21 protein-coding genes are annotated in these 25,186 nt (G+C 61.6%); 10 read left to right on the plus strand and 11 right to left on the minus strand.

The genetic code is table 11. The features are described from left to right. Positions 1–2: 2 nt before the first annotated feature. The 4 genes from CRP40_RS03975 to CRP40_RS03990 form a co-directional block, all read right to left on the minus strand. Complete coding sequence (locus CRP40_RS03975) at positions 3–3,566, minus strand: molybdopterin cofactor-binding domain-containing protein (protein ID WP_027916161.1); 3,564 nt, start codon at positions 3,564–3,566, stop codon at positions 3–5. Further along, positions 3,563–4,036, minus strand: coding sequence for a (2Fe-2S)-binding protein (locus tag CRP40_RS03980; RefSeq protein ID WP_027916160.1), 474 nt, complete (start codon positions 4,034–4,036; stop codon positions 3,563–3,565). Before CRP40_RS03980 ends, CRP40_RS03975 begins: the two co-directional genes overlap by 4 nt. Before the next feature lie 195 nt (positions 4,037–4,231). Further along, entirely contained in the window at positions 4,232–4,708 is a 477-nt protein-coding gene (locus tag CRP40_RS03985) for a MarR family transcriptional regulator (protein ID WP_027916159.1), read from the minus strand. A gap of 69 nt (positions 4,709–4,777) precedes the next feature. Further along, positions 4,778–5,830, minus strand: a complete 1,053-nt coding sequence (locus tag CRP40_RS03990; protein ID WP_027916158.1) for a 2,5-dihydroxypyridine 5,6-dioxygenase — start codon at positions 5,828–5,830, stop codon at positions 4,778–4,780. Between the two features lie 326 nt (positions 5,831–6,156). Here CRP40_RS03990 and nicC point away from each other — a divergent pair, with 326 nt between their 5' ends. From nicC to CRP40_RS04025, 7 genes are all read left to right on the plus strand, one after another. Then, a complete protein-coding gene (gene nicC / locus CRP40_RS03995) occupies positions 6,157–7,305 on the plus strand; it encodes a 6-hydroxynicotinate 3-monooxygenase (protein ID WP_027916157.1) in 1,149 nt (382 codons plus the stop codon). Next, positions 7,302–8,108, plus strand: coding sequence for an N-formylmaleamate deformylase (nicD, locus tag CRP40_RS04000; protein ID WP_027916156.1), 807 nt, complete (start codon positions 7,302–7,304; stop codon positions 8,106–8,108). Before nicC ends, nicD begins: the two co-directional genes overlap by 4 nt. A 13-nt stretch (positions 8,109–8,121) precedes the next feature. After that, on the plus strand, positions 8,122–8,874 hold the full coding sequence (locus CRP40_RS04005) for an Asp/Glu racemase (protein ID WP_027916155.1): 753 nt from the start codon (positions 8,122–8,124) through the stop codon (positions 8,872–8,874). Between the two features lie 15 nt (positions 8,875–8,889). Continuing rightward, positions 8,890–9,531, plus strand: a complete 642-nt coding sequence (locus CRP40_RS04010; RefSeq protein ID WP_027916154.1) for an N-carbamoylsarcosine amidohydrolase — start codon at positions 8,890–8,892, stop codon at positions 9,529–9,531. Between the two features lie 209 nt (positions 9,532–9,740). Next, on the plus strand, positions 9,741–11,054 hold the full coding sequence (locus CRP40_RS04015) for an MFS transporter (RefSeq protein WP_027916153.1): 1,314 nt from the start codon (positions 9,741–9,743) through the stop codon (positions 11,052–11,054). A gap of 135 nt (positions 11,055–11,189) precedes the next feature. Beyond that, positions 11,190–12,482 (plus strand): OprD family porin, encoded by a 1,293-nt coding sequence (locus CRP40_RS04020; protein WP_027916152.1) that lies wholly within the window; start codon positions 11,190–11,192, stop codon positions 12,480–12,482. A 188-nt stretch (positions 12,483–12,670) separates the two neighbouring features. Next, positions 12,671–14,887 (plus strand): TonB-dependent siderophore receptor, encoded by a 2,217-nt coding sequence (locus CRP40_RS04025; RefSeq protein ID WP_027916151.1) that lies wholly within the window; start codon positions 12,671–12,673, stop codon positions 14,885–14,887. A 116-nt stretch (positions 14,888–15,003) separates the two neighbouring features. Here the strand turns inward: CRP40_RS04025 and CRP40_RS04030 are convergent, their stop codons facing one another. The 3 genes from CRP40_RS04030 to CRP40_RS04040 form a co-directional block, all read right to left on the minus strand. Then, positions 15,004–15,531 (minus strand): ProQ/FinO family protein, encoded by a 528-nt coding sequence (locus CRP40_RS04030; RefSeq protein WP_027916150.1) that lies wholly within the window; start codon positions 15,529–15,531, stop codon positions 15,004–15,006. A 220-nt stretch (positions 15,532–15,751) separates the two neighbouring features. Continuing rightward, entirely contained in the window at positions 15,752–17,377 is a 1,626-nt protein-coding gene (locus CRP40_RS04035) for a methyl-accepting chemotaxis protein (protein ID WP_027916149.1), read from the minus strand. A gap of 407 nt (positions 17,378–17,784) precedes the next feature. Beyond that, on the minus strand, positions 17,785–17,970 hold the full coding sequence (locus CRP40_RS04040; RefSeq protein WP_027916148.1) for a hypothetical protein: 186 nt from the start codon (positions 17,968–17,970) through the stop codon (positions 17,785–17,787). 211 nt (positions 17,971–18,181) lie between these two features. Between CRP40_RS04040 and CRP40_RS04045 the strand changes: the two genes are divergently transcribed. Next, entirely contained in the window at positions 18,182–18,535 is a 354-nt protein-coding gene (locus tag CRP40_RS04045) for an SH3 domain-containing protein (RefSeq protein ID WP_027916147.1), read from the plus strand. 657 nt (positions 18,536–19,192) lie between these two features. Here the strand turns inward: CRP40_RS04045 and CRP40_RS04050 are convergent. The 3 genes from CRP40_RS04050 to CRP40_RS04060 form a co-directional block, all read right to left on the minus strand. Next, a complete protein-coding gene (locus CRP40_RS04050; RefSeq protein ID WP_027916146.1) occupies positions 19,193–20,614 on the minus strand; it encodes a GGDEF domain-containing protein in 1,422 nt (473 codons plus the stop codon). A gap of 119 nt (positions 20,615–20,733) precedes the next feature. Continuing rightward, positions 20,734–22,563: an SLC13 family permease gene (locus tag CRP40_RS04055; protein WP_027916145.1), complete on the minus strand. Its 1,830-nt coding sequence runs from the start codon at positions 22,561–22,563 to the stop codon at positions 20,734–20,736. Between the two features lie 158 nt (positions 22,564–22,721). Continuing rightward, complete coding sequence (locus CRP40_RS04060) at positions 22,722–23,009, minus strand: RcnB family protein (protein ID WP_027916144.1); 288 nt, start codon at positions 23,007–23,009, stop codon at positions 22,722–22,724. Between the two features lie 117 nt (positions 23,010–23,126). Here CRP40_RS04060 and CRP40_RS04065 point away from each other — a divergent pair, with 117 nt between their 5' ends. Beyond that, a complete protein-coding gene (locus CRP40_RS04065; protein ID WP_023535507.1) occupies positions 23,127–23,477 on the plus strand; it encodes a hypothetical protein in 351 nt (116 codons plus the stop codon). A gap of 104 nt (positions 23,478–23,581) precedes the next feature. Then, entirely contained in the window at positions 23,582–24,403 is an 822-nt protein-coding gene (locus CRP40_RS04070) for a class I SAM-dependent methyltransferase (RefSeq protein WP_027916143.1), read from the plus strand. On the opposite strand, the gene CRP40_RS04075 is transcribed toward CRP40_RS04070, so the two are convergent. Continuing rightward, complete coding sequence (locus tag CRP40_RS04075) at positions 24,404–25,171, minus strand: SDR family oxidoreductase (RefSeq protein ID WP_027916142.1); 768 nt, start codon at positions 25,169–25,171, stop codon at positions 24,404–24,406. Positions 25,172–25,186 lie beyond the last annotated feature (15 nt).

Genomic DNA, 25,186 nt, shown 5'->3' on the forward strand with positions numbered 1-25,186 from the left:
CCTCAATGGCTGCCTGGGTTGGCGCGAACCTGCGCGGCCGTGGCGGCGAGCCCTTGCCAGGCGGGCTTGTCACCTGCAAAACGCTGGCGCAGGTACGCCGCAAGATCGGCTACCTGTCGGTCCGACAAGCTGTCCTTGAAGCCTGGCATGTAGCCCAGGTCACGGGTGGCGGGGGTAGGGATGCCATGCAGTATCACCCGCAGCAGATTGTCTGGCAGGTCGCTGTGAACGTTGCTGTTCACCGCCATCGACGGGCTGACGCCGAACAGTTTCGGCCCCAGTCCATCGCTGTGGCAGGCCATGCAGGCGCCTTTGAACACGCGTTCGCCATTGCTCAATGAAACGTGTGTTTCAGCCGGCGGCGGTGCCTTGGTCGCCTGCGACTGAGGTTCGCCATCGAGTGAGCCGAGGTAATGGGCGATGGCACGCACGTCGCTTTCCGGCAGCGTCGCCAGCTCGCTGACCACCGGGCCCATGGGGCCGGCCGCCACACCGTGTTTGTCAGAAAATCCGGTACTCAGGTAGTTGAACAACTCGTCTTCGGTCCACGGGGTGGATGATTTACCCAACGCATTGAGGGCCGGTGCTTCCCAGCCATCGACCATCCCGCCGGCCAGGTAGCTGCTGCCAGCTTTCTCGGCGCCCATCAGGTTGCGCGGCGAATGGCACGCCGTGCAGTGACCGAGACCGTCGACAAGGTAGGCGCCGCGGTTCCACTGATCGCTGCGCTGCGGGTCGGCCTGATATTCACCGCGCTGCAGAAACAGGGCGTTCCAGCCAGCCATCAGCGGTCGCTGGTTGAACGGGAAGCGCATCTGGTTGGCGGGCGCTTGCTGGCGTACCGGGGTCTGCGACATCAGGTAGGCATACAGCGCTTGCATGTCGGCGTCGTTGATGACGCGGAACGAGGTGTAGGGAAACGCGGGGTACAGGTGACGGCCGTCACGGCTGATGCCTTCGCGCATGGCCCGTTCGAAGGCGGCGAATGACCAGCGGCCAATGCCGGTTTCCGGATCGGGCGTGATGTTGGTGGTGTGGAGCGTGCCGAAGGGCGTGTGCATGGCCAACCCGCCGGCATTGGCCTTGCCGCCGCTGACGGTATGGCACACGGCGCAGTCGCCGGCCGCTGCCACCTGGCGCCCGCGTTCGAGCATCGCGGCGCTCCAGCTGCCAGCACCGGGCGGCGTAACCGGTGCGATTTCACTGCGCCAGGGCAGGGCGGTGGCAAGCATGCCCAAGGCTGCGCCCAACACCCCAGCCAGACCGCCGAACCACCACTTTGAGCGTTTGCTTGCAGGCTGCGCCGGGGCCGAGGGCCCAGGCCCCTGGTCATTGGCGCCAAGGGCGGCGCGCACCCGTTCGGCCGTGATCGGCAGCTCGCGAAAGCGGATGCCGGTGGCATCGAAGATGGCGTTGGCAATGGCAGCGGCGCTGGGTACCGAAGCGGATTCGCCGCTGCCCATCGGTGCTTCGTGCTGACGCGGCAGCATCATCACGTCGATGGCAGGCAGCTCGGGGAAGGTCAGGATCGGGTAGCCGCCCCATTCCTTGCTGGCCACGGTCGACGCTTCGAAGCTGACTTGCTCCTTGAGTACGCGGCTGGTGGACTGAATGACATTGCCGTGGATCTGGTGGCGCACGCCCTCGGGGTTGACCATCATCCCGGCGTCATGCCCGATCACCACGCGGGTGACGGCGACTTCACCGGTACGCCGGTCAACGGCCACGTCAGCCACCCACGCCGCCCATGCGGCGCCAAAGCCTGGGAATTTACTGTGGATGTAGCGCGCATAGGCAAAGCCGCGCCCGCGCAGTACGTCACCTTCGCCCTGGCTCTGCATGGGCTGGGTATGCGGCTGCCAGTCGGCGCGGGCGGCGGTGGCCTTGACCAGGTCGATGGCACGCGGGTCGGACAAGTGCTTGAGCCGATATTCCACCGGATCGACACCCGCTGCGAACGCCAGCTCATCGATGTACGATTCGTGGGCAAAGCTGTTGGGCATGGCCGACACACCGCGCATCCACGAAGCGCGCACCAACGGCGTCATGTCGTTGATGGTCACGCGCATGTGTTCGTAGTCATACGGTGGAATCGACGTGCGGTCGCCCATTTCGAACAAGGCCGGTACCGGCTCCACCGCGCCAGTGAGCAGCAGGGCCAGGGTCGGCGCGCCGTTGGACGGATAGCTGGTCTGGAAGTCATAGGCAGCCACGCTGCCATCTTCGTTCAGGCCGCCGTCGATCTCCATCAATTGTGCAGTGCCTTTGGGTTCCCAGGCGTGTTCCTGCTCGCGGGTCAGCTGTACCCGCACGGGGCGTAGCACAGCACGCGACAGCAGCACGGCGTCGGCGCAGACATCGTCGGCGCAGTTACGGCCGTAGCAACCGGCAGCCTCCATGCGGATGATTTCGATGCGCTCCTCGCCGCAGGCCAGCAGCCAGGCCAGATCAGCGCGCAGCAGGTGTGGGTTTTGGGTGCCAGACCACACGCGGATCTGCCCAGGCGTGTAGTCGGCCAGCGCGCATGATGGGCCAATCGAAGCATGCAGCTGATACGGCCATAGATAGGTACGGCTCAGGCGCTGACTGGCATTGGCAAGGCCTGCATCGACATCGCCCTGGTCCAGCACCGTGCGCTGGACCCTCGGGTTGTCGCGGATGGCCTGGGCCACATCGCTCAGGTCGGGCAGCTTGCCGGTAAAGGGCTTCCAGCTGATTTTCAGGTCTTGCGCGGCACGAATGGCCTGCTCCTCGCGCTCGGCAACCACGCCGACGAAATCGCGGATCACGACCACGGCCACGACGCCGGGTACGTGGGCGATGGATGACTCATCGACGGCCAGCAGGCTGTTGCCAACGAAGTCGCCGCTGTCATGGCCAGCATAGGGCGGACGGATCACTCGCCCGTGCAGCATGTCGGGCAGGCGCATGTCGTGAACGTAGGTCAGTTCACCCGTGGCCTTGCCGGGAATGTCCACGCGGGCAGTGCTGCGCCCGACCAAGGTGTAGTCTTCAATGGGCTTGAGCGGCGCATCCTCGGCAATGTGCAGTTGCTGGTTTTCCCCTTTTACCAGTTCGGCATAACTCAGTGCAGTGCCGTCGTCGGTGAGGACCGTGCCTTCTTCGATGCGCAGCGACTCGGGCTCGCACCCAAGGCGCAGTGCCGCCCGTTGCAGCAAATGACGGCGCGCAGTCGCCGCAGCCTTGCGCAACGGCACGGCTGAAATCTGCAGGGTGGCGCTGGCGATGGTCGCGCCTTGGTTGGGCGCCCGCTCGGTGTCGCCCAGCACCATGTGCACCTGGTCCATGCGCAGGTTCAACTCTTCGGCGACGATCTGCGCCAGCGAGGTGCGGATACCGGTACCCAGGTCAACGTGACCATTGAAGGCATAGACCCTGCCGTCGTCACAGACGGCGATGAACAGCGCCAGTTCGCGCTCCCGGGGCTCGGGCGTCACACCCTTGGCCACCGGACCGGAAGGCGGTGTGATCTGATCGACGATCAGCAGCACCCCAGTCTTGGCCAGCAGTTGGTCACGGCTGGGCACCTGTTGCGAGTGGTTCATGCTTTTCTCCGGGTGTCGGCGGCGCGGCGCACGGCGCGCAGGATTTCGACGTGAGTGCCGCAGCGGCACAGGTTGCCGGACAGTTCGTTGCGAATCTGTTCGTCGCTCGGCTGGGGGATTCGATCGAGCAGGGCCGTGGCGGTCATGATCATGCCGTTCATGCAATAGCCGCATTGGGCTGCCTGCTCGTCGATGAACGCCTGCTGCACAGGGTGCGGCGCACGCTTGCAGCCCAGCCCTTCAAGGGTGGTGATCTCCCGGCCGACGGCTCCGGCCAGGGGGATGATGCAGGAGCGGGCGGCCACGCCGTCGATGATCACCGTACATGCCCCGCACTCACCCAGGCCGCAGCCGTACTTGGGGCCGTTCAGGCACAGGTCGTTGCGCAGGATCAGCAGCAAGGGCGTTTCAGGCAGGGCGTCGACTTCGAACGACTGGCCGTTGACCCGCACGGAGAGGGTTGTTTGCATGGTGGGCTCATCTCTGGAGGTGACTTGCGCTACCGAAGCACCCACAGGGTGCGTGCATTTCGGTAAGTACTCACTACATGAAATGAGCGAGCAAGAAGCAGGCCAGGCATTCGGATGAGCAGGGCATGAAAAATGAGCTCACCGAATCGGTGGCTCAGGCAGGGCGCGCGAAGGGGTGTCCAGCAGTGGTGTGGCTCAGGCCGCGCCGTCGTCGCTGTCGATCATCTTGCGCAGCAGGTACAAGATGGCGACGCGCTCAGCGGCATTGAGGCTGCCCATGCTCAGTTCACTGATCTGCCGGGCGCAGGGAATCATCGCATCGAGCAAGGCCGCGCCACTGTCGGTGAGCGTGACGATCACCTTGCGCCGGTCTCCCGGGTCTGGCGAGAGCTGCACCAGTTCACGTGCTTTCAGACGCTCGACGATCCCGCGGATGGTCGCCTGGTCCACGGCCGTTGCCTTGATCAACTCGGCCTGAGAGCTGGGGCCATGATCGCGCAGGGCGCACAGGGTGACGAATTGAATGGAGGTCAACTGTGGGTCGCAAGCCTGCTGCTGGAAGATCGCCGTGTGCCGCTGGTAAGCCTTGCGCAGCAAGTGACCCACCTGTTCGGTAACGTCGTAGGGGGCGGTGTCGTGTGGGGCGCTGTTGGGGGGAGTCGTGTTCGGCATGAGAGGCTTTGGGCTGGTGGAAAGGAGCTGGCCGGCCGCCAATAGCGGAGCGCCCGGCCAGTATAACCGTTATCGCGCCAGCGATTGCTGGGGCGCGACCACGTCCCCGGCCATGACCACGGCCTGATTGTCCAGGTAGATATCGCAGTTGCGCAGCGGGATGTCCAGGTGGCAAGGGGTCTTGCGCTTGCCGCCCACTTCGGTGTTCGGGCCTGTGGAGAACAGGAAGTTGCCGTAAAACGCGCGGGCATCCATGCACATCCCGTCGTTGCGGTCGTGCAAGCCCATGGCAGTCCACTGGGCGCGCGGTTGCAAGCCCCAGCCGATGTGCGAGATGCCGTAAACCTCAGGGTCGTTGAAGTACTTGAGGTAGTCGCGCAGGTACTCGGCCTCGAAACCGCCATGAATGCCGGTGATGAAGCCCTTTTCGATTTCGAGCGTAATGCGCTCGCGGCAATAGTTCTTGAACGGCAGGATGATGTCGCCTACATCCAGGACCAGCGTGCCCTCGGCGCTGTCCTCGTTTGGCCAGGTGAACAGAAATCCACTGGGCCAGTGGTCCCAGCGCCCCGGCTCGTCGGCGTAGCCGTACTCGGTGACTGCCGGGTACTGGCCGAGCGGGGCATGGAAGTCGCTGCCAGCCTTGGACCGCACATGCATGCTGCGCGCCTGCTTGAGCAGGGTTTCGGCAGCCAGTACCCGGCGCTTGTCGTCCTCGTTGGGCAGCATGCGCGCCAGCACTTCCGGAGGTTCCACCGCCAGCAGAATGCGGGTGCCGGTCTTGAGAATCTGCTCCTGCTCGGGGGAGTGCAGAAGCATCATCGTGTCGACGATCAGGTCGGCGGCTTCCAGTGCGCGCTGCGCCGCCAGATTGCCGGTAAGTGCCGTGTCCCCGCAGTAGGCGGTCATGTCCCGGCCCATGGCGGTCGGGTGATTGAACGCCGGCAGTTCCACGGCGTAGACCTTCGCCCCTAGTCGCTGCGCTGCTTCCATCGCGGCGTTGACCGTGCGCGGATCGGAGTAATGGCTCTTGAGGACGGCCACGCTCTGGGTGTCGTCCACACGGGACAGCTTCAGTACGTGCTCGAACATCTGGGTCAGTTGTGCATTGCTCACCGGCATTGTGGGTTCTCCTGGGTGGCCTCTGGCGGCATCAAGCGGTGCACCATCGCAGTGCTTGGCGCTTTATCTTGGCGCACAAGAAACAGTGTGTACGCCATAACCTGAGCGATAAGAGCGCATTCATTCGATCAACGCAAGTGATCTTTGAGACGTTACCAAACAACTCATCTCCCAGTTATGCGGTAACAAACGGCCATGTTGCCGTTCGATCACCTGTTTGAAAATATTTTAGCAAGGCTATTCCTAAGAGCCATTTAAAGTGTATACGCTGTAAATGACTCGCGGCCATGCCGCTTGCCACACATCAGAACAACAGGAGACTCTCCATGCGGGGAAGCCAAAAAATCGCAATCGTCGGCGCGGGTTTGGGTGGGGCGGCAGCAGCAACGTTGCTGCAGCAGGCCGGCTTCGATGTCGAGGTGTACGAACAGGCCCCGGCGTTCACCCGCCTGGGTGCCGGGATCCACATCGGCCCCAACGTCATGAAGATCTTTCGGCGCATGGGGCTGGAGCAGAAGCTGGAACTCATGGGTTCGCACCCGGACTTCTGGTTCAGCCGCGACGGCCAGAGCGGCGATTACCTCTCGCGCATCCCACTGGGTGAGCATGCTCGCCGCGAATACGGTGCGGCCTACATCACCATCCACCGGGGTGACTTGCATGCGCTGCAGATCGATGCCATCAAGCCGGGTACCGTGCACTTCGGCAAACGCCTGGAAAAGATCATCGATGAGGGTGATCAGGTGCGTCTGGACTTCGCCGATGGCACCCACACGGTCGCCGACATCGTCATAGGGGCCGACGGCATCCACTCCAAGATCCGCGAAGAATTGCTCGGTGCCGAAGCGCCGAACTACAGCGGCTGGGTGGCGCACCGTGCGCTGATCCGTGGGGTAAACCTGGCGCAGCATGCCGACGCATTCGAGCCCTGCGTCAAGTGGTGGTCCGAAGACCGGCACATGATGGTCTACTACACCACGGCCAAGCGCGACGAATACTACTTCGTGACCGGTGTGCCCCACGAGGCGTGGGACTTCCAGGGCGCCTACGTGGACAGCAGCCAGGAAGAAATGCGCGCTGCCTTCGAGGGCTATCACCCCACCGTCCAGAAGCTGATCGACGCCACCGAATCGATCACCAAGTGGCCGCTGCGCAATCGCAACCCGCTGCCGCTGTGGAGCCGTGGGCGTCTGGTGATGCTCGGTGACGCCTGTCATCCGATGAAACCGCACATGGCGCAGGGCGCCTGCATGGCCATCGAGGATGCGGCCATGTTGACGCGCTGCCTGCAGGAGACCGGTCTGTCGGACCACCGCACCGCCTTTGCCCTGTACGAGGCCAACCGTAAAGAGCGAGCCTCCCAGGTGCAGTCGGTATCCAACGCCAACACCTGGCTCTATACGCAGGAGGATCCAGCCTGGGTATACGGCTATGACCTGTACGGTCAGCCGCTCAAGAGCGGGGAGGCCGCATGACTACCTTCGTGACTGGCGGCCATGTGAACGCCAATGGTATCCGCCAGCATTACCTGCGCTATGGCGGTAAGGGGCATGCGCTGATCGTGGTGCCAGGGATCACCAGCCCGGCGATTACCTGGGGGTTCGTCGCCGAGCGCCTTGGCCAGCACTTCGATACTTACGTGCTGGATGTGCGCGGGCGTGGTTTGTCATCAAGCGGCCCCGATCTGGACTACGCCACCGATGCCTGTGCCGCCGACATTCCCGCCTTTGCCGCCGCGCTGGGGCTGGACAGTTATCACTTGGTTGGGCACTCGATGGGCGCACGGTTCGCGATTCGTGCCGCTGCCAACGGCGCGCCAGGCTTGCAGAAGCTGGTGCTGGTCGACCCGCCGGTATCCGGGCCAGGGCGCCGCGCCTACCCAAGCAAGCTGCCCTGGTATGTCGATTCCATTCGCCAGGCCAGCATGGGTATGAGTGGCGAGGACATGCGCACCTATTGCGCCACCTGGAGCGACGAGCAGTTGGCGCTGAGGGCCGAGTGGCTGCACACCTGTTACGAGCCTGCGATCGTGCGGGCCTTCGATGACTTCCACGAGGTAGACATCCATCAGTACCTGCCCGCTGTACGCCAGCCGGCGTTGTTGATGGTGGCTGGGCGTGGCGGGGTAATCGAGCCGTGCGACATCGCCGAAATCCGTGAGCTCAAGCCTGACATTCAGGTCGTACAGGTTGCCAACGCTGGGCACATGATTCCTTGGGACGACCTCGATGGTTTCTTTGCTGCATTCGGCCTCTTCCTCGATCGATCCCTTGCCTGAAGGAGCACGAGACATGACCAAGCTATACCGCATCGGCCAGATCGTGCCGAGTTCCAACACCACCATGGAAACCGAGATACCGGCGATGCTCAGCGCGCGCCAAGCCATCCGCCCGGAGCGCTTCACCTTTCATTCCAGCCGCATGCGCATGAAGCAGGTGAGAAAGGAAGAACTGGCGGCCATGGATGCCGAGTCCGACCGCTGCGCGGTGGAGCTGTCCGATGCCAGGGTCGATGTACTGGGCTACGCCTGCCTGGTGGCGATCATGGCCATGGGCCTGGGCTATCACCGGCAATCCGAACAGCGCCTCAGGCAGGCGACTGCCGATAATGATGCACTGGCGCCGGTCATCACCAGTGCCGGAGCGCTGGTCGAAGCCTTGCATGTGATGAAGGCCAAGCGCATCGCCATCGTCGCCCCGTACATGAAGCCGCTGACCGAGCTTGTGGTGAACTATATCCGCGAAGAAGGCTTCGAGGTTCAAGACTGGCGTGCCCTGGAGATTCCCGACAACCTGGCCGTGGCCCGTCACGACCCCGCCAACCTGCCCGGTATCGTCGCCGGCATGAACCTTGAAGGGGTGGATGTGGTGGTCTTGTCGGCCTGCGTGCAGATGCAGTCGTTGCCGGCCGTGGCCAAAGTCGAGGCGCAGACCGGCAAGCCTGTGGTCACCGCTGCCATCGCTACCACCTACGCCATGCTCAAGGCGCTGGACCTCGAGGCGGTGGTGCCAGGTGCCGGCGCCTTGCTGTCGGGCGCTTATTGAAATCGGGAGGTAGACATGAGCGAGGCACAAAGTGCTCGGGACAACTATCAGGGTGTATGGGGGCAGCGTATCGGTTTTGGTCGCGCACCGGCGCTGCTGATGATCGACTTCATGCAGGGCTATACCACGCCGGGGGCTGCGCTGTACGCCCCAGGCGTCGTCACGGCAGTGGCGCAGGCCGCGGACCTGCTGGCGCTAGCCCGCGATTGCGGCATCCTGGTGGTGCATACCAACATCCGCTACCAACCCCCGCATTTTGTCGATGGCGGGGTATGGGTGCGCAAGGCGCCGGTGATGAAGGACATGGTCGAGGGTAACCCCTTGGCGGCGTTCTGCGAGGCCGTTGCCCCACAGCCGGAGGAGGTGGTGCTGAGCAAGCAGTACGCCAGCGCTTTCTTCGGCACCAGCCTGGCGCCGCTGCTGCACGCCCAAGGAGTGGACACCGTGGTCTTGGCCGGCTGCTCCACCAGCGGGTGCATCCGCGCCAGCGCGGTAGATGCGATGCAGCATGGCTTTCGAACCATCGTGGTGCGCGAATGTGTGGGTGATCGCCATGACGACCCGCACCACGCCAACCTGTTCGACATCGACAGTAAGTACGGCGATGTGGTTTCCCGCCAGGAAGCGATGGCGCAATTCAGGCAATTGACCGGCTGACACCGGCAGGCGCCTACCCAATAACAATCAAGGAACGGTGCCGGAAGCACGTTCATGACCGCCTGCTGTCCGGGCGGTCGCCCCGCAGGAGCACTCGGGGTTTTTCAGGCGTGGCCTGGGCATGTCGCGTGTAGCGTGCGACGGTCCTTGTGCGTCGAAAACTGCTGGCCTTAAAAACAACCACAAAGTCGCCCGCCAGGAGACAGGAAATGCCAATTGCGAATGCAACCACGGTCCATAGCGACATTGATCAGGGCACCAAAGCGCTGTACAGCAAGATCACCTGGAGGCTCATTCCCTTCCTGTGCTTTTGCTACCTTGCCGCCTACCTGGACCGTATCAACGTCGGCTTCGCCAAACTGCAGATGCTCGAAGATCTGCAGTTCAGCACCGCCGCCTATGGCCTGGGTGCCGGGCTGTTCTTCGTCGGCTACATCATTTTCGAAGTGCCCAGCAACCTGATTCTGCAGCGCGTCGGTGCCAAGCTGTGGATCGCCCGCATCATGATCACCTGGGGCCTGTTGTCGGCGTGCACCATGTTCGTCAGCACCACCACCCAGTTCTACATCCTGCGGTTTCTGCTCGGCGCGGCCGAAGCAGGGTTTTTGCCAGGGGTACTGTTCTACCTGACCATGTGGTACCCCACTTACCGACGCGGGCGCATCATCGCCCTGTTCATGATCGGGCTGCCGCTGTCGAGCGTGATCGGTGGGCCTATCTCGGGGTGGATCATGGGGCACTTCGATCAGGTCCACGGCCTGCATGGCTGGCAGTGGCTGTTCCTGCTGGAGGCGATCCCCAGCGTGCTGCTCGGCATTCTGACCTTCTGGGCCTTGCCCAATCACTTCCAGCAGGCCAAGTGGTTGTCGAGCCAAGACAAGGCTCAGCTGGCAGCAGACCTTGCCGCCGACGATGCAGAGGGCAAGGACAGCAAGCACAGTTTCCGTGACGGGTTCTTCAACCTCAAGGTGTGGATGCTTGGCGGTATCGATTTCTCGATCCTGCTCAGCGCCTACGCGATGGGCTTCTGGATGCCGACCTTCATCCGCGATGCAGGGGTGAGCGACACGTTCCACATCGGCTTGCTCACTGCCATCCCGAGCCTCGCCGCACTGGCCGGCATGCTGATGATCGGCGCCAGCTCCGACCGTCACCGTGAGCGTCGTTGGCACATCATCGTCCCCTTCATCGTCGGCGCCATCGCCATGGCCAGCAGCACCTTGTTCAGCCAGAACCTGGTCATGACTGTATTGCTGTTCGCAGTCGCCTCGGCCGCGATCATTGGTGCGGTGCCGGTGTTCTTCAGCCTGCCGGCGACCTTCCTGAAAGGAACGGCAGCCGCCACCGGTTTTGCCTTGGCCTGTTCGGTGGCCAACATTGCCGGGCTGGTCAGCAACTCGCTGATGGGCCTGGTCACTGACTGGACCGGTACTTCCCACGCGGCGCTGTGGGTGTTCGCCGGCTGCTTGCTCCTGAGTTGCTTCCTGGTCATCGCCCTGCCAGCGAAGCTGGTCAACCGCTAGCGGTCCAGCGCTTCACGCCCGGTAGGGCAGGCGGGCCGATGCCGGCCTGCCCACCCATTCTCAATGCAATCTGCACGTCGGCGGGCGTTTGTCTCGCCGGTGGATTGCTGTTGCCCGAATTTCAGGAATCGCCCCATGCACGCTTGCACTGCACCGCGTTTTTTCCCGAAGGCACGCCTGGCTAGCGGCTGCATCGCAGCCGCGCTGTGTACCGAGGCACCGGCTGAAGAGGTCGGTTTCATCGAAGGCGCCCGTGCGACCCTCCAGGCTCGCAATTATTTCTTCAGCCGCGACTACGCCGATATCAAAGGAGCAAGCACCCAATCGCGTACTCAGGAGTGGGCGCAGGGCTTCATCCTCAACGCCAGCTCAGGTTATAGCCAGGGCATCATTGGTGCCGGGGTCGATGTGATCGGCCTGTTGGGTTTCAAACTCGACAGCAGCCCCGAACATGCACGCTCAGGCCTACTGCCAAGCCTTGACAGCGGCACGTCCGCCGACCATTACAGCCGCGTGGGCGCGGCGCTCAAGTTCAAGGTTTCCCAAACCGAATTGAAGGTGGGGGAATTAATGCCCAATCTGCCTGTGTTGCTGTTCAGCGACCTGCGCCTGCTGCCACCGACTTATCAGGGCGCAATGCTGGAGTCACATGAGTTTGCTGGGCTGACGCTCAGTGCCGGCCAATTTCGCTCCACCAGCCTGCGCGACTCGTCCAACAGTCAGAAAATGTATGCGCTGGTCAACGACCCCATCAACCCCGCGCGGCTGGCCCGCTTTACCAGTGACCGCTTCAATTACCTGGGCGCCGACTATGCCTTCAACGACAACCGCTCCAGCGTGGGGGTATGGCAGGCGCAGCTGCAGGACATCTACCAGCAGCGATTCTACAGCCTCAAGCACGCCGAGCCCCTAGGTGACTGGACCTTGGGTGTGAATGCCGGCTATTTCCAGGCCCGCGAGGATGGGCGCAAGCTTGCCGGCAACTATGACAACCATGCGCTGTTCAGCCTGTTCTCGGCGAAAACGGGCGGGCATACGTTTTACGTGGGCTACCAGCAGATAGGCGGGGAGGACGGTTTCATCCAAGTGGGCGCCAACACCAACCCGATGGGTAATACCCTGCCGACCTACGAGTTCTCGGCGCCTGGGGAGCGTTCCTGGCAGGTGCGGCATGACTACAACTTTGCGGCATGGGGGATCCCCGGGCTGACCTCGACATTGCGTTACGTACAAGGCCGGGAGGTCAAAACCGGGCTGGGCTTTGAAGGGCGTGATCGGGAGCGGGATCTGGACCTGGCCTACGTGGTGCAAAGTGGGCCGCTGGAGGGGCTCGGCGTGCGCGTGCGCAATGTGATGGCTCGCTCCAATTACCGAACAGATATCGACGAGAACCGCGTGGTGCTCAGCTATACCATGAAGCTGTTCTAGAGGTTGTAGCGGACACCATCAGGCGAGCACGACGAACGGCCACCTCAGACGTGCACCTGGCCGGCTAAAAGCGACCAGGTGTACAACCCCGCTCAGCTGTAGCGGTTTATGCGATTAATTATCATATGAGGATGATTATGATGTAGATTTGCGCGCACGGATTTTCACGCGCAAGGAGTCAGCTCGCAATGCCCCCGTCCATTTCCCATCCCACTACCTTCACCCTCGGCCTGTACGCTTGCTTAATCTGCCCGCCATCCTTTGCCGATACCCAGGCAAGCCAAGACGGCCCCGTGCTGGAGCTGGGCTCAACCGATGTGATTGCTACCGGCCTTGGCAGCGTCACTGAACGCAGTGGCTCCTACACCACCGGTAGCATGAGCGCAGCCACCCGGTTGAATCTCTCGATCAAGGAGACACCCCAATCGGTCTCGGTCATATCCCGCCAGCAGCTGGACGACTTCCAGCTCAACAGCCTGTCCGAGGCCATGGCTCACGTCACGGGAGTTACGGTGCAACGCAATGACTCGGAGCGACCGAGCTACTATTCGCGTGGTTACGCCATCAACAACTTCCAGATCGATGGCATGCTCAACACGTTCTCGGGGCTCAAGTCCGACTCCGACACCATCATCTACGATCGAATCGAAGTCGTGCGTGGGGCCACAGGCTTGACCACAGGTGCAGGCGATCCCTCGGGCACCATCGCAATGGTTCGCAAGCGCCCTACACACGCGTTGGCGGTAAAGAGTGGTGTAAGTGGTGGCAGTTTCGACAATTACTACAGCTACCTGGACGTGGGTGGCCCGCTGGGCTGGGACGGCCGTCTGCGCGGACGCACCGTGCTGGCGTACCGCGACAACAAGTCGTTCATGGACAAGTATGCCACCCAGCGTGAAGTGGCCTACGGCGTGCTTGAAGCCGACCTGGCCCCAAGCACCGTGCTGGCGGTGGGGTATGACTATCAGAACAAGCATGTGCAAGGGTCATCCTGGGGCACGGTACCGTTCTGGAACGCCGACGGCAGCAAAGCCAACTTGCCCCGTTCCACCAACCTCAGTGCGCCCTGGTCTTCCTGGCCGCTCAAAGACCAGACGGTATTCGCTACCCTCGACCAGTATCTGGCCAACGACTGGGTCATGAAGGTGGCGTATACCCACCGGCAAAGCGACAGCGACGGAAAGGTCTACTATGGGGGCAATGGCTTCCCCGAAGCCGACCGTAGCGGCATGCAGGCCTGGTACTCGCACTTCGGGGGCTCCGAGCAGATGGACGCGTTGGACTTCAACCTCGCGGGCCCTTTCCAGTTGTTCGGCCGCAGCCATGATTTCATGATCGGTTACGGCGAGTCGCGACGGCGCGACAGTGAACCCCACCGCCTTGATCTGCCTGTACCCGACGGTTTCGAGACGATTGCCGATTGGAAGTACATGGGGGCCACCCCTACGTTCTATGACCTCGAAACTGGGCTGGACAGTTCGCGCTCCAGTATTCGTCAGAAGGCCGGCTACATTGCAACACGTCTGAACCCCACGGATCGCCTGCACATCGTGATTGGCAGCCGCTACGGCAGTTGGCAGACGCAACAGTGGGAGTGGGATTACGGTGATGCCCTGCAAGTCACCGATCAGTCCACTACCAAGCAGGTCCAGAATGATCAGTGGACGCCCTATGCCGGCGTACTCTTCGATCTGACCGACCAGTTCACCGCCTATGTCAGTTACACCGATATCTTCAACCCGCAAACCGTGAGAGACGTCAACAAGCAGTACCTGGAGCCCATCGTAGGCAAGGTTTATGAGGTGGGGCTCAAGGGCAGCCTGTTCGCTGACCGCCTGAACCTGAGCACGGCAGTGTTTCGCAGCAAGCAGGACAACGTGGCGGAACAAGACGACTCAGTGCCGCCCAATGGCAACGAAGTATTCTACAAAAGCGGTGGCAAAGGCGTGGTTGTCGAAGGTTTCGAGGCTGAAGTCGCAGGCGAGGTGATGACCGGGTGGCAGATGAGCCTGGGCTACAGCTATACGCATGCTGCCACGGCCGAGAAAAAGCGAAAGAACACCGAACAACCCTTGAACCTGGTGCGCTTGTCCAGCACCTATGCCCTAACACCAGCATTGACCGTAGGGGCAAGCCTGGACTGGCAGAGCGACAATTTCAGGCTGGCGAACCGACCGGTAGGGCGCGACGGTGATCGTATCATCACGGCCAAGGACGAGATCGGCCAGAAGGCATTTTCGGTGGTTGGACTGATGGCGCGCTACCGGATCGATGAGCACCTGACTGCTTCTGTCAACGTCAAGAACCTGTTCGACGAGCATTACTACAACAACGTCGGCTTCTACAACGGCGTGTACCACGGTGAGCCACGTACGATGATGGTCAGCCTGGATTGGAGGCTCTGAGGCGATGACCAGGTTGCGCTGTACACTCGGCCAGTCGGCGGCCATGTGATAGCCCGCAGCGCCCATCACCCGCGCGCTTGGCGAACGGGCGATGGGCGCTTGCTCAGACCAAGCCTTTACTCAGCGGCCTGTTCCACTGCCGGCTCGTCTGCAGCCTCGCCCTGTGCTGCAGGCGCAGCGGTCTGTGCCTTGGCTTGCGCCCGCTTGCGGCGTTCCTGATTACGCTGCTGGGCCGCCTGGCGCTTGGCATGGATCGCCTGGGCGGCGGTCACCACGCCTGCCGGCTCACCGTTAAGGTCCAGGCGCGGGGCGTTTTCCACCATGCTGGTCCAGTAGCGGTTGCCCCGGCACCAGGTGGAAATGCCCAGCTTCAGTTGCTCACGGGTAATGCCCAGCAGCTCCAGGTGTTGCTCGGCATCCTTGAAGATGCCCTCCTTGAGCGGCACTTTCGGCGCAGGGTTGACAGGGAAGGCCAACGGGAAGTGCTTCTGCAGCGGCCAGATGGCGGCCACTGCCGGGTCCAGTTCACGCGGCTTGGTCTTCTGCGGGGGCTTGCGCTTGGCCGGCGCTGGGGCGCTTGCCTGTTGCTGCTCTTTTTCAGCCCGCAGGCGATCCCGTAGCGCTGCCAGTTGTTCAAAGCTCATCGTTCAATTCACTGCTTCAAGGTTGATTGCGTGGTGCAAGGATATGCGATGCAGCCCCGGTGAGCAGCCCAAAAGGCACAAATCGTCGCTTTTTTTACAGAAACCCACGACGGTCTTGCTCCAGGGCAGCGGTATTTGCGTCACACAATGGCGCGAATCCTTGCCCCAGGGGCACGGTGCAAGCTTTCCCGACAGGCCGCTGCTCCTCTGTCATCCAGCCCTAGACCTTGAACTTGGCGACCATCGCGTTCAGGTCCACAGCCAGGCGTGACAACTCCTGGGCGGCGGCGCTGGTCTGGTTCGCGCCGGCCGAGGTCTGCATCGCCAGGTCCCTGATGTTCACCAGGTTTCGATCCACTTCGCGGGCCACCTGGGCCTGCTCTTCGGAGGCGCTGGCGATCACCAGGTTGCGTTGGTTGATGGACGAAATGGCTTCGGCAATCGTGTTCAGGGCCTGGCCTGCGGATTGGGCGATTTCCAGGGTGCCTGACGCCCGCCCTTTGCTGGCGTGCATGGCCCCGACTGCAGACTCGGTGCCCGACTGAATGCCTGTGATCATGCCTTCGATCTCGGCTGTCGATTGCTGGGTTCGGTGCGCCAGCGCCCTGACTTCGTCGGCGACCACGGCAAAACCACGGCCGGCTTCACCGGCGCGCGCGGCCTCGATGGCAGCGTTGAGCGCAAGCAGGTTGGTCTGGCCTGCGATCGAGCCGATGACATCCAGTACCCGGCTGATCTCGTTGGCGCTGGTGGCCAGCTGTTCGATTTCCTGGGAAGTGGTCGTGACATCGCCGACGAGCTGACCAATGGATTGCAGCGCATCATTGACCCGCTGCTGGCCCTCACGGGTGGTCTGGTCTGCACCTTTGGAGGCATCGGCGGTGTTGACGGCATTGCTGGCCACTTCCTCAACCGCTGCGGTCATTTGGTTCACGGCCGTGGCGGCTTGGTCGATTTCGGCGCTTTGCTGATGCAGGCCGCGGCTGGTGTCTTCGGTGACCGTGAACAGCTCTTCGGATGCCGAGGCGAGCTGGTCGGAGGCGGCTGCGATGCCGGCAATCGTCTCGCGCAAGCTGTCTTTCATTCTGGACAAGGCGTGCAGCAACAGCGCGGGTTCGTCGCTACCCGTCACCGTGATGACCTGGTTGAGCTCACCCGAGGCCACCCGCTCGGCAACGGCCACCGCTTCGCTCAAAGGCCGCACGATACTGCGGGTCAGCATGATGGCCAGCGCAATCATCAGTACGATGATGCCCACGATAGTCGCCGTGATAATCGAGAAGGACTGATCATAGGCGTCCGTACTGATCTGGGAGGCGTTGGTTGCGCCGTTGGAATTGTACTGGGTCAGCTCGATCAGCGACTTCATCATTGCGTCGGCATAGTTGGCCAGTTCACCGTTGACCAGGCGGGTCGCTTCTGCAATGTCGTTCCTGCGTACAGCGTCAAGAATTGCGTCCTGCAACCTATGGTAGGTCTCGCTTCTGGCCAGAAATGCGTCGTACAGGGCCCGGTCTCGTTCTTCTGTCGCTGTTGCCTTGTACGTGTTGATTTGTTCCTGGTAGTGCTTGGAGATGTCCGCGATCTTGTCCAATGTCGCGGCCCTGGCGCTGGGGCTTTCTTCCAGAACGCTGCGCAAGGTCAGTGCTCGGGCGCGGCCCAGGTTCATGCTGACCTCGTCCAGCAGCATGATTGACGGTAACCATTCGGTACGCACTTCGTCAGTGGCCTTGTCCATCGTGTGCATGCGGTACAACGATGCCAGCCCCAGGATCAGTACGAGGAGGGCGACCAGCGTAAAGATGACAGCCGCGCGTGTGCCAATTTTCAAGTTCCGAAAATACATGTGTAGCTCCTTGGTGTAGCAATGCTTGCTAGGCTAAGCAAGTCCAGCAGGGTGACCGTGGTAATAAGGCTGCAGCCCTCTCGTTGAAACAGCTATCGGCACCTTAAGCAATAAACTTTAAGAATAAACATAAGCAGTTTACGAACGGCGTAGTTCGCCGCTGGATCGCTCAATTGCCGTGGTTTTCAGCACACCGCGAGCCTGTTCTTATGGTCATTGTGCAGGGTTATTTAGGTAACAATTTATTTCGTATTGATCTGGATCAAGAAAATGCTGATTGGATCGGCCGCAGGTCTTTGAATCGTTCGTCAACATAGGCCTGTTTGAAGGCGCGCGAGTATCGAATGTCAGCTGTGAGCCTTGGAAACAGGCAGCCCCGCCCCTCGTAAGGGCCGAGGCCGCTGGGGCTATTGCAGTGTGTCAGGCTTAAACGCCGCCGGCAGTTGTGCCAGCGTGGTTTCGATTCGCGCTATCGATACCGCCAATGCGCTGGCCTCATCGTACTTGCCTTCGCCTTTGAGCTTGTCTCGCTCGCGGCGCAGGTTCAACAGGGTTTTTTGAAGTCTCAACGCCGGCTCATTGTAGTCGTCCATAGAGTTCTCTTAACGATAGCGTCCTTGCTGTTGTAGGAAAGGCTGACCGTAACAGGTCAGTTCCACCTCATAAACTGATCTTTCATACAGCGAGAACGAAGTCTAAGGAAACCTCCTACATCGCGGGATACATATTCCTACAAAGAGGCTGCGAGGCAGCAACTTCTGCAGCTTCTGCTAGGCTCGAGGGTTTCCGGCCAAGGAGAGGCCTGTGCATTTCATCGTGATCGAGCGGCATCGCAGTGCCTACCGACGCCCTCTGCGTTTCGCTCAAGGCACGCTGCTGGAAGTGGGGCCGCGTTTTGAGAGTGAGCCGGGCATGCAGGACTGGTACCTGTGCAGTTGCACGGGCCAGGAGCCAGGCTGGGTGCCGGAGCAGCTTATCGAGCGCCTGGACTTCAATCAGGGTAGGGCGTTGGATCACTATTGCGCCCACGAGCTGGATGTGGAACCAGGCCAGTTGGTTGAGCGGTTGCGCCTGCTCAACGGCTGGCTATGGTGTCGTCGTCATGGTGATGGGGAGCTGGGGTGGTTACCTGTCGGCAAGCTCCAGCAACTGATGTGAAGGTAAACGACCCCGCGCTACGGTGGACGGCTACGTGGGGCGCCCATTCCTGATCTGATCTGCTTTTTTTCTACAAACCTGAATCTGTAACCATATCAGTGAAGAACGGAAAATAACGTCATTCCGTATCACACTGTCGAGGTTTCAATGAGCAAGCTGGCGCTGTTCCTGGGTGGTTTCCTGCTGTTGACCATCATGATCGGGCTGCTGGGGACCATTCCTCCCAGTTGATCGCATGACCATTTCCCTTTTCAGCCCGCCGGGTTTCCAGTGCCCAGGCGGGCTTGTCGTTTGCGCCGCATTCCAGCGCTATCCCCAGTCAGTCTTCAGGCTCGGCGTTATCACAGCCGCCGATCTGTCCGGCGCATCTGTTCAATGGTCGAAGTGGGATAAGTCGTTCTCCAGGCTGGGAAATCTGTCCACAGAAAAAGTGGGTAGGTCTGTGGATAACGTGCTGTAACCCAAGCCCCCGGCGGGCTCCGTTAAATTGAGCAGAAATTGAGCAACATTTCGTCTGGCTTTTGGACTGCCTAATCGAGCGGAGCCGTCACACATTCTCTTTGCCCAAACCGCCTTATCAACTGGCTTGATGGACCGGCGATGATCTCGAGTTGCCGGGTGAAGCTGCTTGACTTCAGTGAGCGCGCAGCAGAAGCCTCAGATGGCTCGACGCTGCGGCTCAGCTTGCTCCACGCGATTGCGTCCCTTCGCCTTGGCCAGGTAAAGCGCCTTGTCGGCGCTGGCCAGTAGTGTGGTCAGGTCTGGCGTCGGCATGCCTTCGTCGCAGCCTGCCAGACCGATACTGACGGTGATCTGCAAGCGCTGGCCGGCTTGCTCCACCTGAAGGTCCTGAACGGCACGGCGCAGGCGCTCGGCCGTAAATTGCGCCCTGTCCGGTGCAAGCCCTGGCACGATGATCACGAACTCCTCGCCACCCATGCGCGCGAATACTTCGCCGCTGTGTAACTGTTCCTGCAACGCATCGGCGAACTGGCGCAGCACCTGGTCGCCAACGGCGTGCCCGTGGGCATCGTTGATGGACTTGAAGTGATCGATATCCAGCATCATCAGCGTCAGTGGCAGGAATTGCTGATGCTGACGACTCTCCAGCAGCGCGTTTGCACGTCGAGTAAAAGCGCTGCGGCTCAAAGTGCCCGTAAGGTGGTCGGTGGTGGCCTGGTGCGCCAAACGCGCAAGCAGGCTGCGATTGGCCTGGGTCACGCAGGCCACTACCAGCGGCCCCAGTACCAGCATGGCGATGCCCAGGCGCGCCGACATCAGCGCCGTTACACCCGACTCGCTCTGCGGCACGCTGAAGTGCATGAGGCTCTGGGCAACGGCAACGATCAACGTGCTACCGGCTGTCAGCGTCAACAACGAAACCAGGAAGGGCGAGTACGTCCAAGCACACCACAAAAGGGCTGCGATCGGAAACGCGATGGCGCCGGGGCCGCCGAACGCGATGCTGAACGCCAGCGACACCAGCATGACCATCAGGGGCGCAAGGCGAATCCTTTGGCTCCCACCACGCAGCAAGGTACGCGCGGCCGGTGCGGTGAGCATCACCGGCAGCACCAGTACTGCGGTGGAAAACTGCTCGCTGAACCACGCCAGCCACGTGCTGCGCAGGGACTGTTCGAACCAGGGGGCAGCCATCACCGAGGCCAGGCTCGCAGCCACCGAGGCCCCGGCTGCACATGCGCCAAACACACTCAGCACCCCGTGGGGCGTGCGCATGCGCCGATGCAGGCGCGGCAAGCGCGATAGCAATTGCCAAACGGTGACCACGACGCCCATGTTGCACAGGTTGAACCACAGCGCCGGCCCCAGGGCACTCGCACAGAGCAGGTCCGCGCCAACCATGGCCAACCACATCAACACGAAGCCAGCCACAGTTGCCTGGCGTGGATAGCGCAGCAACACGCCTGCCAGTACGGCATTGACTGGCCAGAACAAGGACAGGGATTCGATCGGGCGAGCCAGAATGCCGCCAATGGTAAGCGCGAAGGTCAGGCTGAACAGTGCGGCGTAGGGCAACAAGCGCGATTGGGCTGGAAAAACCATGGGCTCGACCGGCAAGCGGAAACGATATCCAGGACGACCGCTGAACGCACCTGGGGCAATTGCGCATCAGTGTGTTGTTCCGGCTAGTTGATGTCAATCTGCCCAGCTCGAAGCTTTTGCGTATGCCGCCTACTTCACAGCCCGAAGAACCACGGCACCATGACCACCGTGACCCCCATCACCAATAGCGTGAACGGCACCCCTATCTTCACGAAGTCCGCAAATCGGTATTGTCCAGGGCCAAGCACCAGCGTGTTCACCGGCGAAGACACCGGCGTCATGAAGGCCGCCGAGGCCGCCAGCGCCACTGTCATCGCAAAGGGGTAGGGCGACATGCCCAGCTGCGTTGCGGTCGAGATGGCAACCGGTGCCATCAGCACTGCGGTTGCAGTGTTGGAGATAAACAGCCCGATCACTGCCGTGACCGCGAACAGGCAGGCCAGCATGGCGCTGGGCCCGGCGTCGCCCAGCACATTCACCAGCGCCCCGACGGCCAAGTCTATGCCACCGGTTTTCTGCAAGGCTTGGGCAAATGGCAACATGCCTACGATCAGTATCAGGCTTTGCCAATGGATCGAACGGTAGGCGCTGTTCATGTCGATACAACGGCCTGCGCCCATCAACAGGCAACCAATGAACGCTGCCATGACATTGGGCACCGCGCCGCTGACCATCAGGCCAACCATCACCGCGAGGCTCAACAACGCCTGGGGCGCGCGCCGGCGAGCAGGTGCCACCAGGTCGATCTCGGCCAGCAAGCTCAACACCAGAAAATCGCGCGGTTTGCCTTGTAGCTGGCGTACCGCCTTCCACGGCCCGACCACCAGCAGGGTGTCGCCCAGGCGCAGCTTTTCTTCGACCAACTGGTCTTGCACGGCCGCCTGCTCCCGGCGCAAGCCCACCACGTTGAGGTCGTAGCGCGAGCGAAAGCCCAGCTCGAGGATGCTCTTGCCGATCAGTTGCGAGCCCGGTGGCAGGGACACCTCGGCCATGCCTACCTCCTGCGATTGGTCGATGAAGTAGGCGGCCTTGAAGTGCAAGGGTTCCAGTTGCATGGTCTGGCACAGGCTGCGCAAATCGTCGCGGCTGGCAAACAGATCCAGCAGCAGTACATCACCCTGGTGCAGCACGGTATTGGAATCAGGCGAAATGACGCGTGTGGTGAACTTGTGTTGACGTTCGATGCCAATGACATTGGCCCCGTGGCGGGTACGCAGCTCCAGCTCGCCCAGGGTATGGCCGATCAGCGGTGATTGGGGGCGAATGCGCAAGCGACGCTCACGACCATTGAGTTTGTAGTCCAGAACCAGGTCCAGCAAGGTCCGCCGGGTCTCGATACGTCCATCCTTGCGCACCTCGCCATTGAGCCAGTGTCGGGTCAGAAGCATGTAGCCCACACCCAGCACCAGTACCACCAAGCCAAAGGGCGTGAAGCTGAAGAACGAGAAGCCTTGTTCACCATGGCGTACCAGTTCGCTGTGCACCACCACGTTGGGCGGGGTCGCCACCAGGCTGAGCATGCCACTGATCAGGCCGGCAAAACTCAGCGGCATCATCAGGCGGCTGGGCGAGAGTTTCAAACGCGCGGCAATACTCAACACGACCGGTATGAAGATGGCCACTACTCCCGTGGAGCTCATGACCGAGCCCAGGCCGGCCACCGCGACCATCAGCAGTACCAACAGTCGGGCCTCGCTGTTGCCCGCCCGTTCGCTCATCCACTCACCGATGCGATAGGCGATACCGGTGCGCACCAGCCCTTCACCGATGACGAACAGCGCAGCGATCAGCACGACGTTCGGGTCGCTGAAACCTGCGAGCGCCTGTTCGATCGTCAGCACGCCCGACAATGGCAATGCCACGATCACCAGCAGCGCCACGACATCCATGCGTGGACGGTTGATGATGAACAGCACGACGACAATGGCAAGCAGGGCCAGCACCCATGTCAGCTCTAGATTCATCGGGAAAGGTGTTCCTTCACACAGGGCACATGAACGATAGCCGGTAGTGTGCCACCTGAGTGTGAACGAGGTGTTGATGTATTGCAGTGTTTATCGGGGAGGAACGACGCGGGTGCTCGGGCGGGTGTCAGGTACCTGGCACCCGCCCGAGCAATGGATCATTTGGTGCGGATGGCCAGGACCACGCCATTGGTCGTTTGTACGAGGACGTAACGATCGCCCATGCTTACCCAATGGCTTTCCTTCTCCGGTGCCGGCAGGCCTTTGGCTTTCCAGTCCTTGATGGCCTCATTGTCGCGCTTGTATTGATCCGGGGCTTTGTCGCCTTCTTTCAGTTCACGGTTGTGGGTGGCCGAATTCTGCACGCTATCGTCGGTAGACGTCGCTGCAGTGGCGACCATGGGCAGGCAGGGCAGGGCAGCGAGGAGCAGGTAGTGCAGTTTCATGGCGGTTTCCTTGTTGCGTGGTGTTTGTGCTAAGACAGCGAAAGTCGCGCCACAATTCACTCTCGTGCATGCCAGTGCTAGAGTCGCCTCCTTCTTAAATGATTTCGAGGATGGACCATGCGTGTGATTCTGCCCGTGGCCGCAGCCGTGCTGCTGGTCGGTTGTGCTTCTGCGACCATGGATGCGGCCCGTAGCGGCCAACCCACTACGCACATGAATTCGCGCAAGGCGCCTGAACGCGTTGCCCAGTGCATCCAGTACGGGTGGCAGGAAGAGCGTGTGTTCGGCCAGGACGCCAGCGGCTACCTGGAGCCGCGCAAGCAAGGTGGCTTTACCGTCTATACCCGCGAGGCCGAAACGTTCGTCGATGTCTACCCGCAGGACGGCGGTGCGCGTGTCGATTACTACACCCAGAACGACAACGGCGTCTCGTTGCAGCGCCGGGCGGCGGCTGCAACCTGTCTTTGACGGGCAAGGGGCGAGCCAGGGCTTTACACTTTTTAGCATCCGAACGCTGTCAGGTGTGTGGCATCGGCCGCTAGCATGCCCCATTACCCATCAAGGATGTCGCCGTGAACCCTTCATCACAGCTGAACCAAGCCAATTGGGACGAGCGCGCACCGCTGCACGCAGCCTCGCAGGACTACCAGTTCGATCAGTACGTCCAACGCCCTGCGCACCTTTCACAGACTGTTCAGTTCGACCTGCCGATGCTGGGCAATATCGAGGGGCAAAGGGCGGTGCACCTGCAATGTCACATCGGCACCGACACGCTTTCGCTTGCCCGGCTGGGCGCCGATGTGTGCGGCCTGGACTTCTCCCCGGCCTCCCTGGCGCAGGCCCGGCGCCTGGCAACCCTGTGCGCTACGCCCATCGACTACCATCAGGCCGATGTGTACGCCGCAGCCCAGGTGTTACCGGCAGGCACGTTCGATCTGGTCTATACCGGCATCGGCGCCCTGTGTTGGCTGCCGCGCATTGCGCCGTGGGCACACACCGTGGCAGCCCTGCTCAAACCCGGTGGCCGGCTTTTCTTGCGCGAGGGGCACCCCATGCTGTGGGCGGTCAATGAAGGCCATCAGGACCGCCTGCAGCTCGACTATCCGTATTTCGAATGCGAGCAGCCAACCGTATGGCAGAGCGACGAGACCTATGTGGCCACCTCGCAGCGATTGGCCAACACCCAGACCCACGAGTGGAACCACGGGTTGGGCGAGCTGATCACCGCGTTGATGGCCAACGGGTTGCAGCTGACAGCGCTGGTAGAACACCAAAGCGTGCCGTGGGAGGCACTGCCGGGGCAGATGGACAAGGGCCCGGACGGGGAGTGGCGGTTGCGCGAGCAACCCGCTCGCCTGCCGCTGAGTTATACCCTGACAGCCGTCAAAACCTGATCAGGACAGGTAGCCACCGTCTACGTTGAGCGCCGCCCCGGTTGTATAACTGGAGGCGTCGCTTGCCAGGTACAGCACAGCCCCGGCCATTTCCTTGGGGTCTGCCACGCGTTTGAGCGGGATCTGCTGTAGCGCGGTATTGAGGATAGCCTCGTTCTTGACCAATGCCGATGCAAACTTGGTGTCGGTCAGGCCCGGCAACAAGGCGTTGCAGCGAATCCCGAACTGCGCACACTCCTTGGCAAACACCTTGGTCATGTTGATCACTGCCGCCTTGGTCACCGAGTAGATGCCCTGGAACAGGCCAGGCGATACGCCATTGATCGACGCCACGTTGATGATGCTGCCGGCGCCATGTTCGCGCATCAGCTTGCCTGCTTCCACCGACATGAAGAAATAGCCGCGAATGTTCACATCCACGGTTTTCTGGAACGCCGCTGGATCTGTGTCCAGCACATTGCAAAACTGTGGGTTGGTCGCGGCATTGTTCACCAGGATGTCCAGGCGCCCGAACTGCTCGCGTATGCCGGCGAATACCTGCTGGATCTGCTCCAGCTCGCCGATGTGGCACGCCACTGCCGTGGCCTTGCCGCCGCCCGCGATGATGGCATCGGCCACGTGTTGGCAGCCCTCGAGTTTGCGACTGGAGACGATCACATGTGCGCCTTGCTGCGCCAGCACGTGTGCAATCGCCTCGCCAATGCCTCGGCTGGCCCCGGAAACAAAGGCGATCTTGCCCTGAAGGTCGAACAGGTGGGTATGCGGCATGCTGCTGGTCCCTTG

This window comes from Pseudomonas sp. URMO17WK12:I9 (genome assembly GCF_900230165.1).
In the GTDB taxonomy this organism is placed as follows: domain Bacteria; phylum Pseudomonadota; class Gammaproteobacteria; order Pseudomonadales; family Pseudomonadaceae; genus Aquipseudomonas; species Aquipseudomonas fulva.

Bases quoted from the DNA above. Each gene is read 5' to 3' on its own strand.
- nicD (WP_027916156.1), top strand. From the start codon at position 7,302: ATGACTACCTTCGTGACTGGCGGCCATGTGAACGCCAATGGTATCCGC.
- CRP40_RS04060 (WP_027916144.1), bottom strand. From the start codon at position 23,009: ATGAAACTGCACTACCTGCTCCTCGCTGCCCTGCCCTGCCTGCCCATG.
- CRP40_RS04055 (WP_027916145.1), bottom strand. From the start codon at position 22,563: ATGAATCTAGAGCTGACATGGGTGCTGGCCCTGCTTGCCATTGTCGTC.
- CRP40_RS03990 (WP_027916158.1), bottom strand. From the start codon at position 5,830: ATGCCGGTGAGCAATGCACAACTGACCCAGATGTTCGAGCACGTACTG.
- CRP40_RS04065 (WP_023535507.1), top strand. From the start codon at position 23,127: ATGCGTGTGATTCTGCCCGTGGCCGCAGCCGTGCTGCTGGTCGGTTGT.
- CRP40_RS04010 (WP_027916154.1), top strand. From the start codon at position 8,890: ATGAGCGAGGCACAAAGTGCTCGGGACAACTATCAGGGTGTATGGGGG.
- CRP40_RS03980 (WP_027916160.1), bottom strand. From the start codon at position 4,036: ATGCAAACAACCCTCTCCGTGCGGGTCAACGGCCAGTCGTTCGAAGTC.
- CRP40_RS04040 (WP_027916148.1), bottom strand. From the start codon at position 17,970: ATGGACGACTACAATGAGCCGGCGTTGAGACTTCAAAAAACCCTGTTG.
- CRP40_RS04020 (WP_027916152.1), top strand. From the start codon at position 11,190: ATGCACGCTTGCACTGCACCGCGTTTTTTCCCGAAGGCACGCCTGGCT.
- CRP40_RS03975 (WP_027916161.1), bottom strand. From the start codon at position 3,566: ATGAACCACTCGCAACAGGTGCCCAGCCGTGACCAACTGCTGGCCAAG.
- CRP40_RS04025 (WP_027916151.1), top strand. From the start codon at position 12,671: ATGCCCCCGTCCATTTCCCATCCCACTACCTTCACCCTCGGCCTGTAC.
- CRP40_RS04005 (WP_027916155.1), top strand. From the start codon at position 8,122: ATGACCAAGCTATACCGCATCGGCCAGATCGTGCCGAGTTCCAACACC.
- CRP40_RS04035 (WP_027916149.1), bottom strand. From the start codon at position 17,377: ATGTATTTTCGGAACTTGAAAATTGGCACACGCGCGGCTGTCATCTTT.
- CRP40_RS04075 (WP_027916142.1), bottom strand. From the start codon at position 25,171: ATGCCGCATACCCACCTGTTCGACCTTCAGGGCAAGATCGCCTTTGTT.
- nicC (WP_027916157.1), top strand. From the start codon at position 6,157: ATGCGGGGAAGCCAAAAAATCGCAATCGTCGGCGCGGGTTTGGGTGGG.
- CRP40_RS03985 (WP_027916159.1), bottom strand. From the start codon at position 4,708: ATGCCGAACACGACTCCCCCCAACAGCGCCCCACACGACACCGCCCCC.
- CRP40_RS04015 (WP_027916153.1), top strand. From the start codon at position 9,741: ATGCCAATTGCGAATGCAACCACGGTCCATAGCGACATTGATCAGGGC.
- CRP40_RS04030 (WP_027916150.1), bottom strand. From the start codon at position 15,531: ATGAGCTTTGAACAACTGGCAGCGCTACGGGATCGCCTGCGGGCTGAA.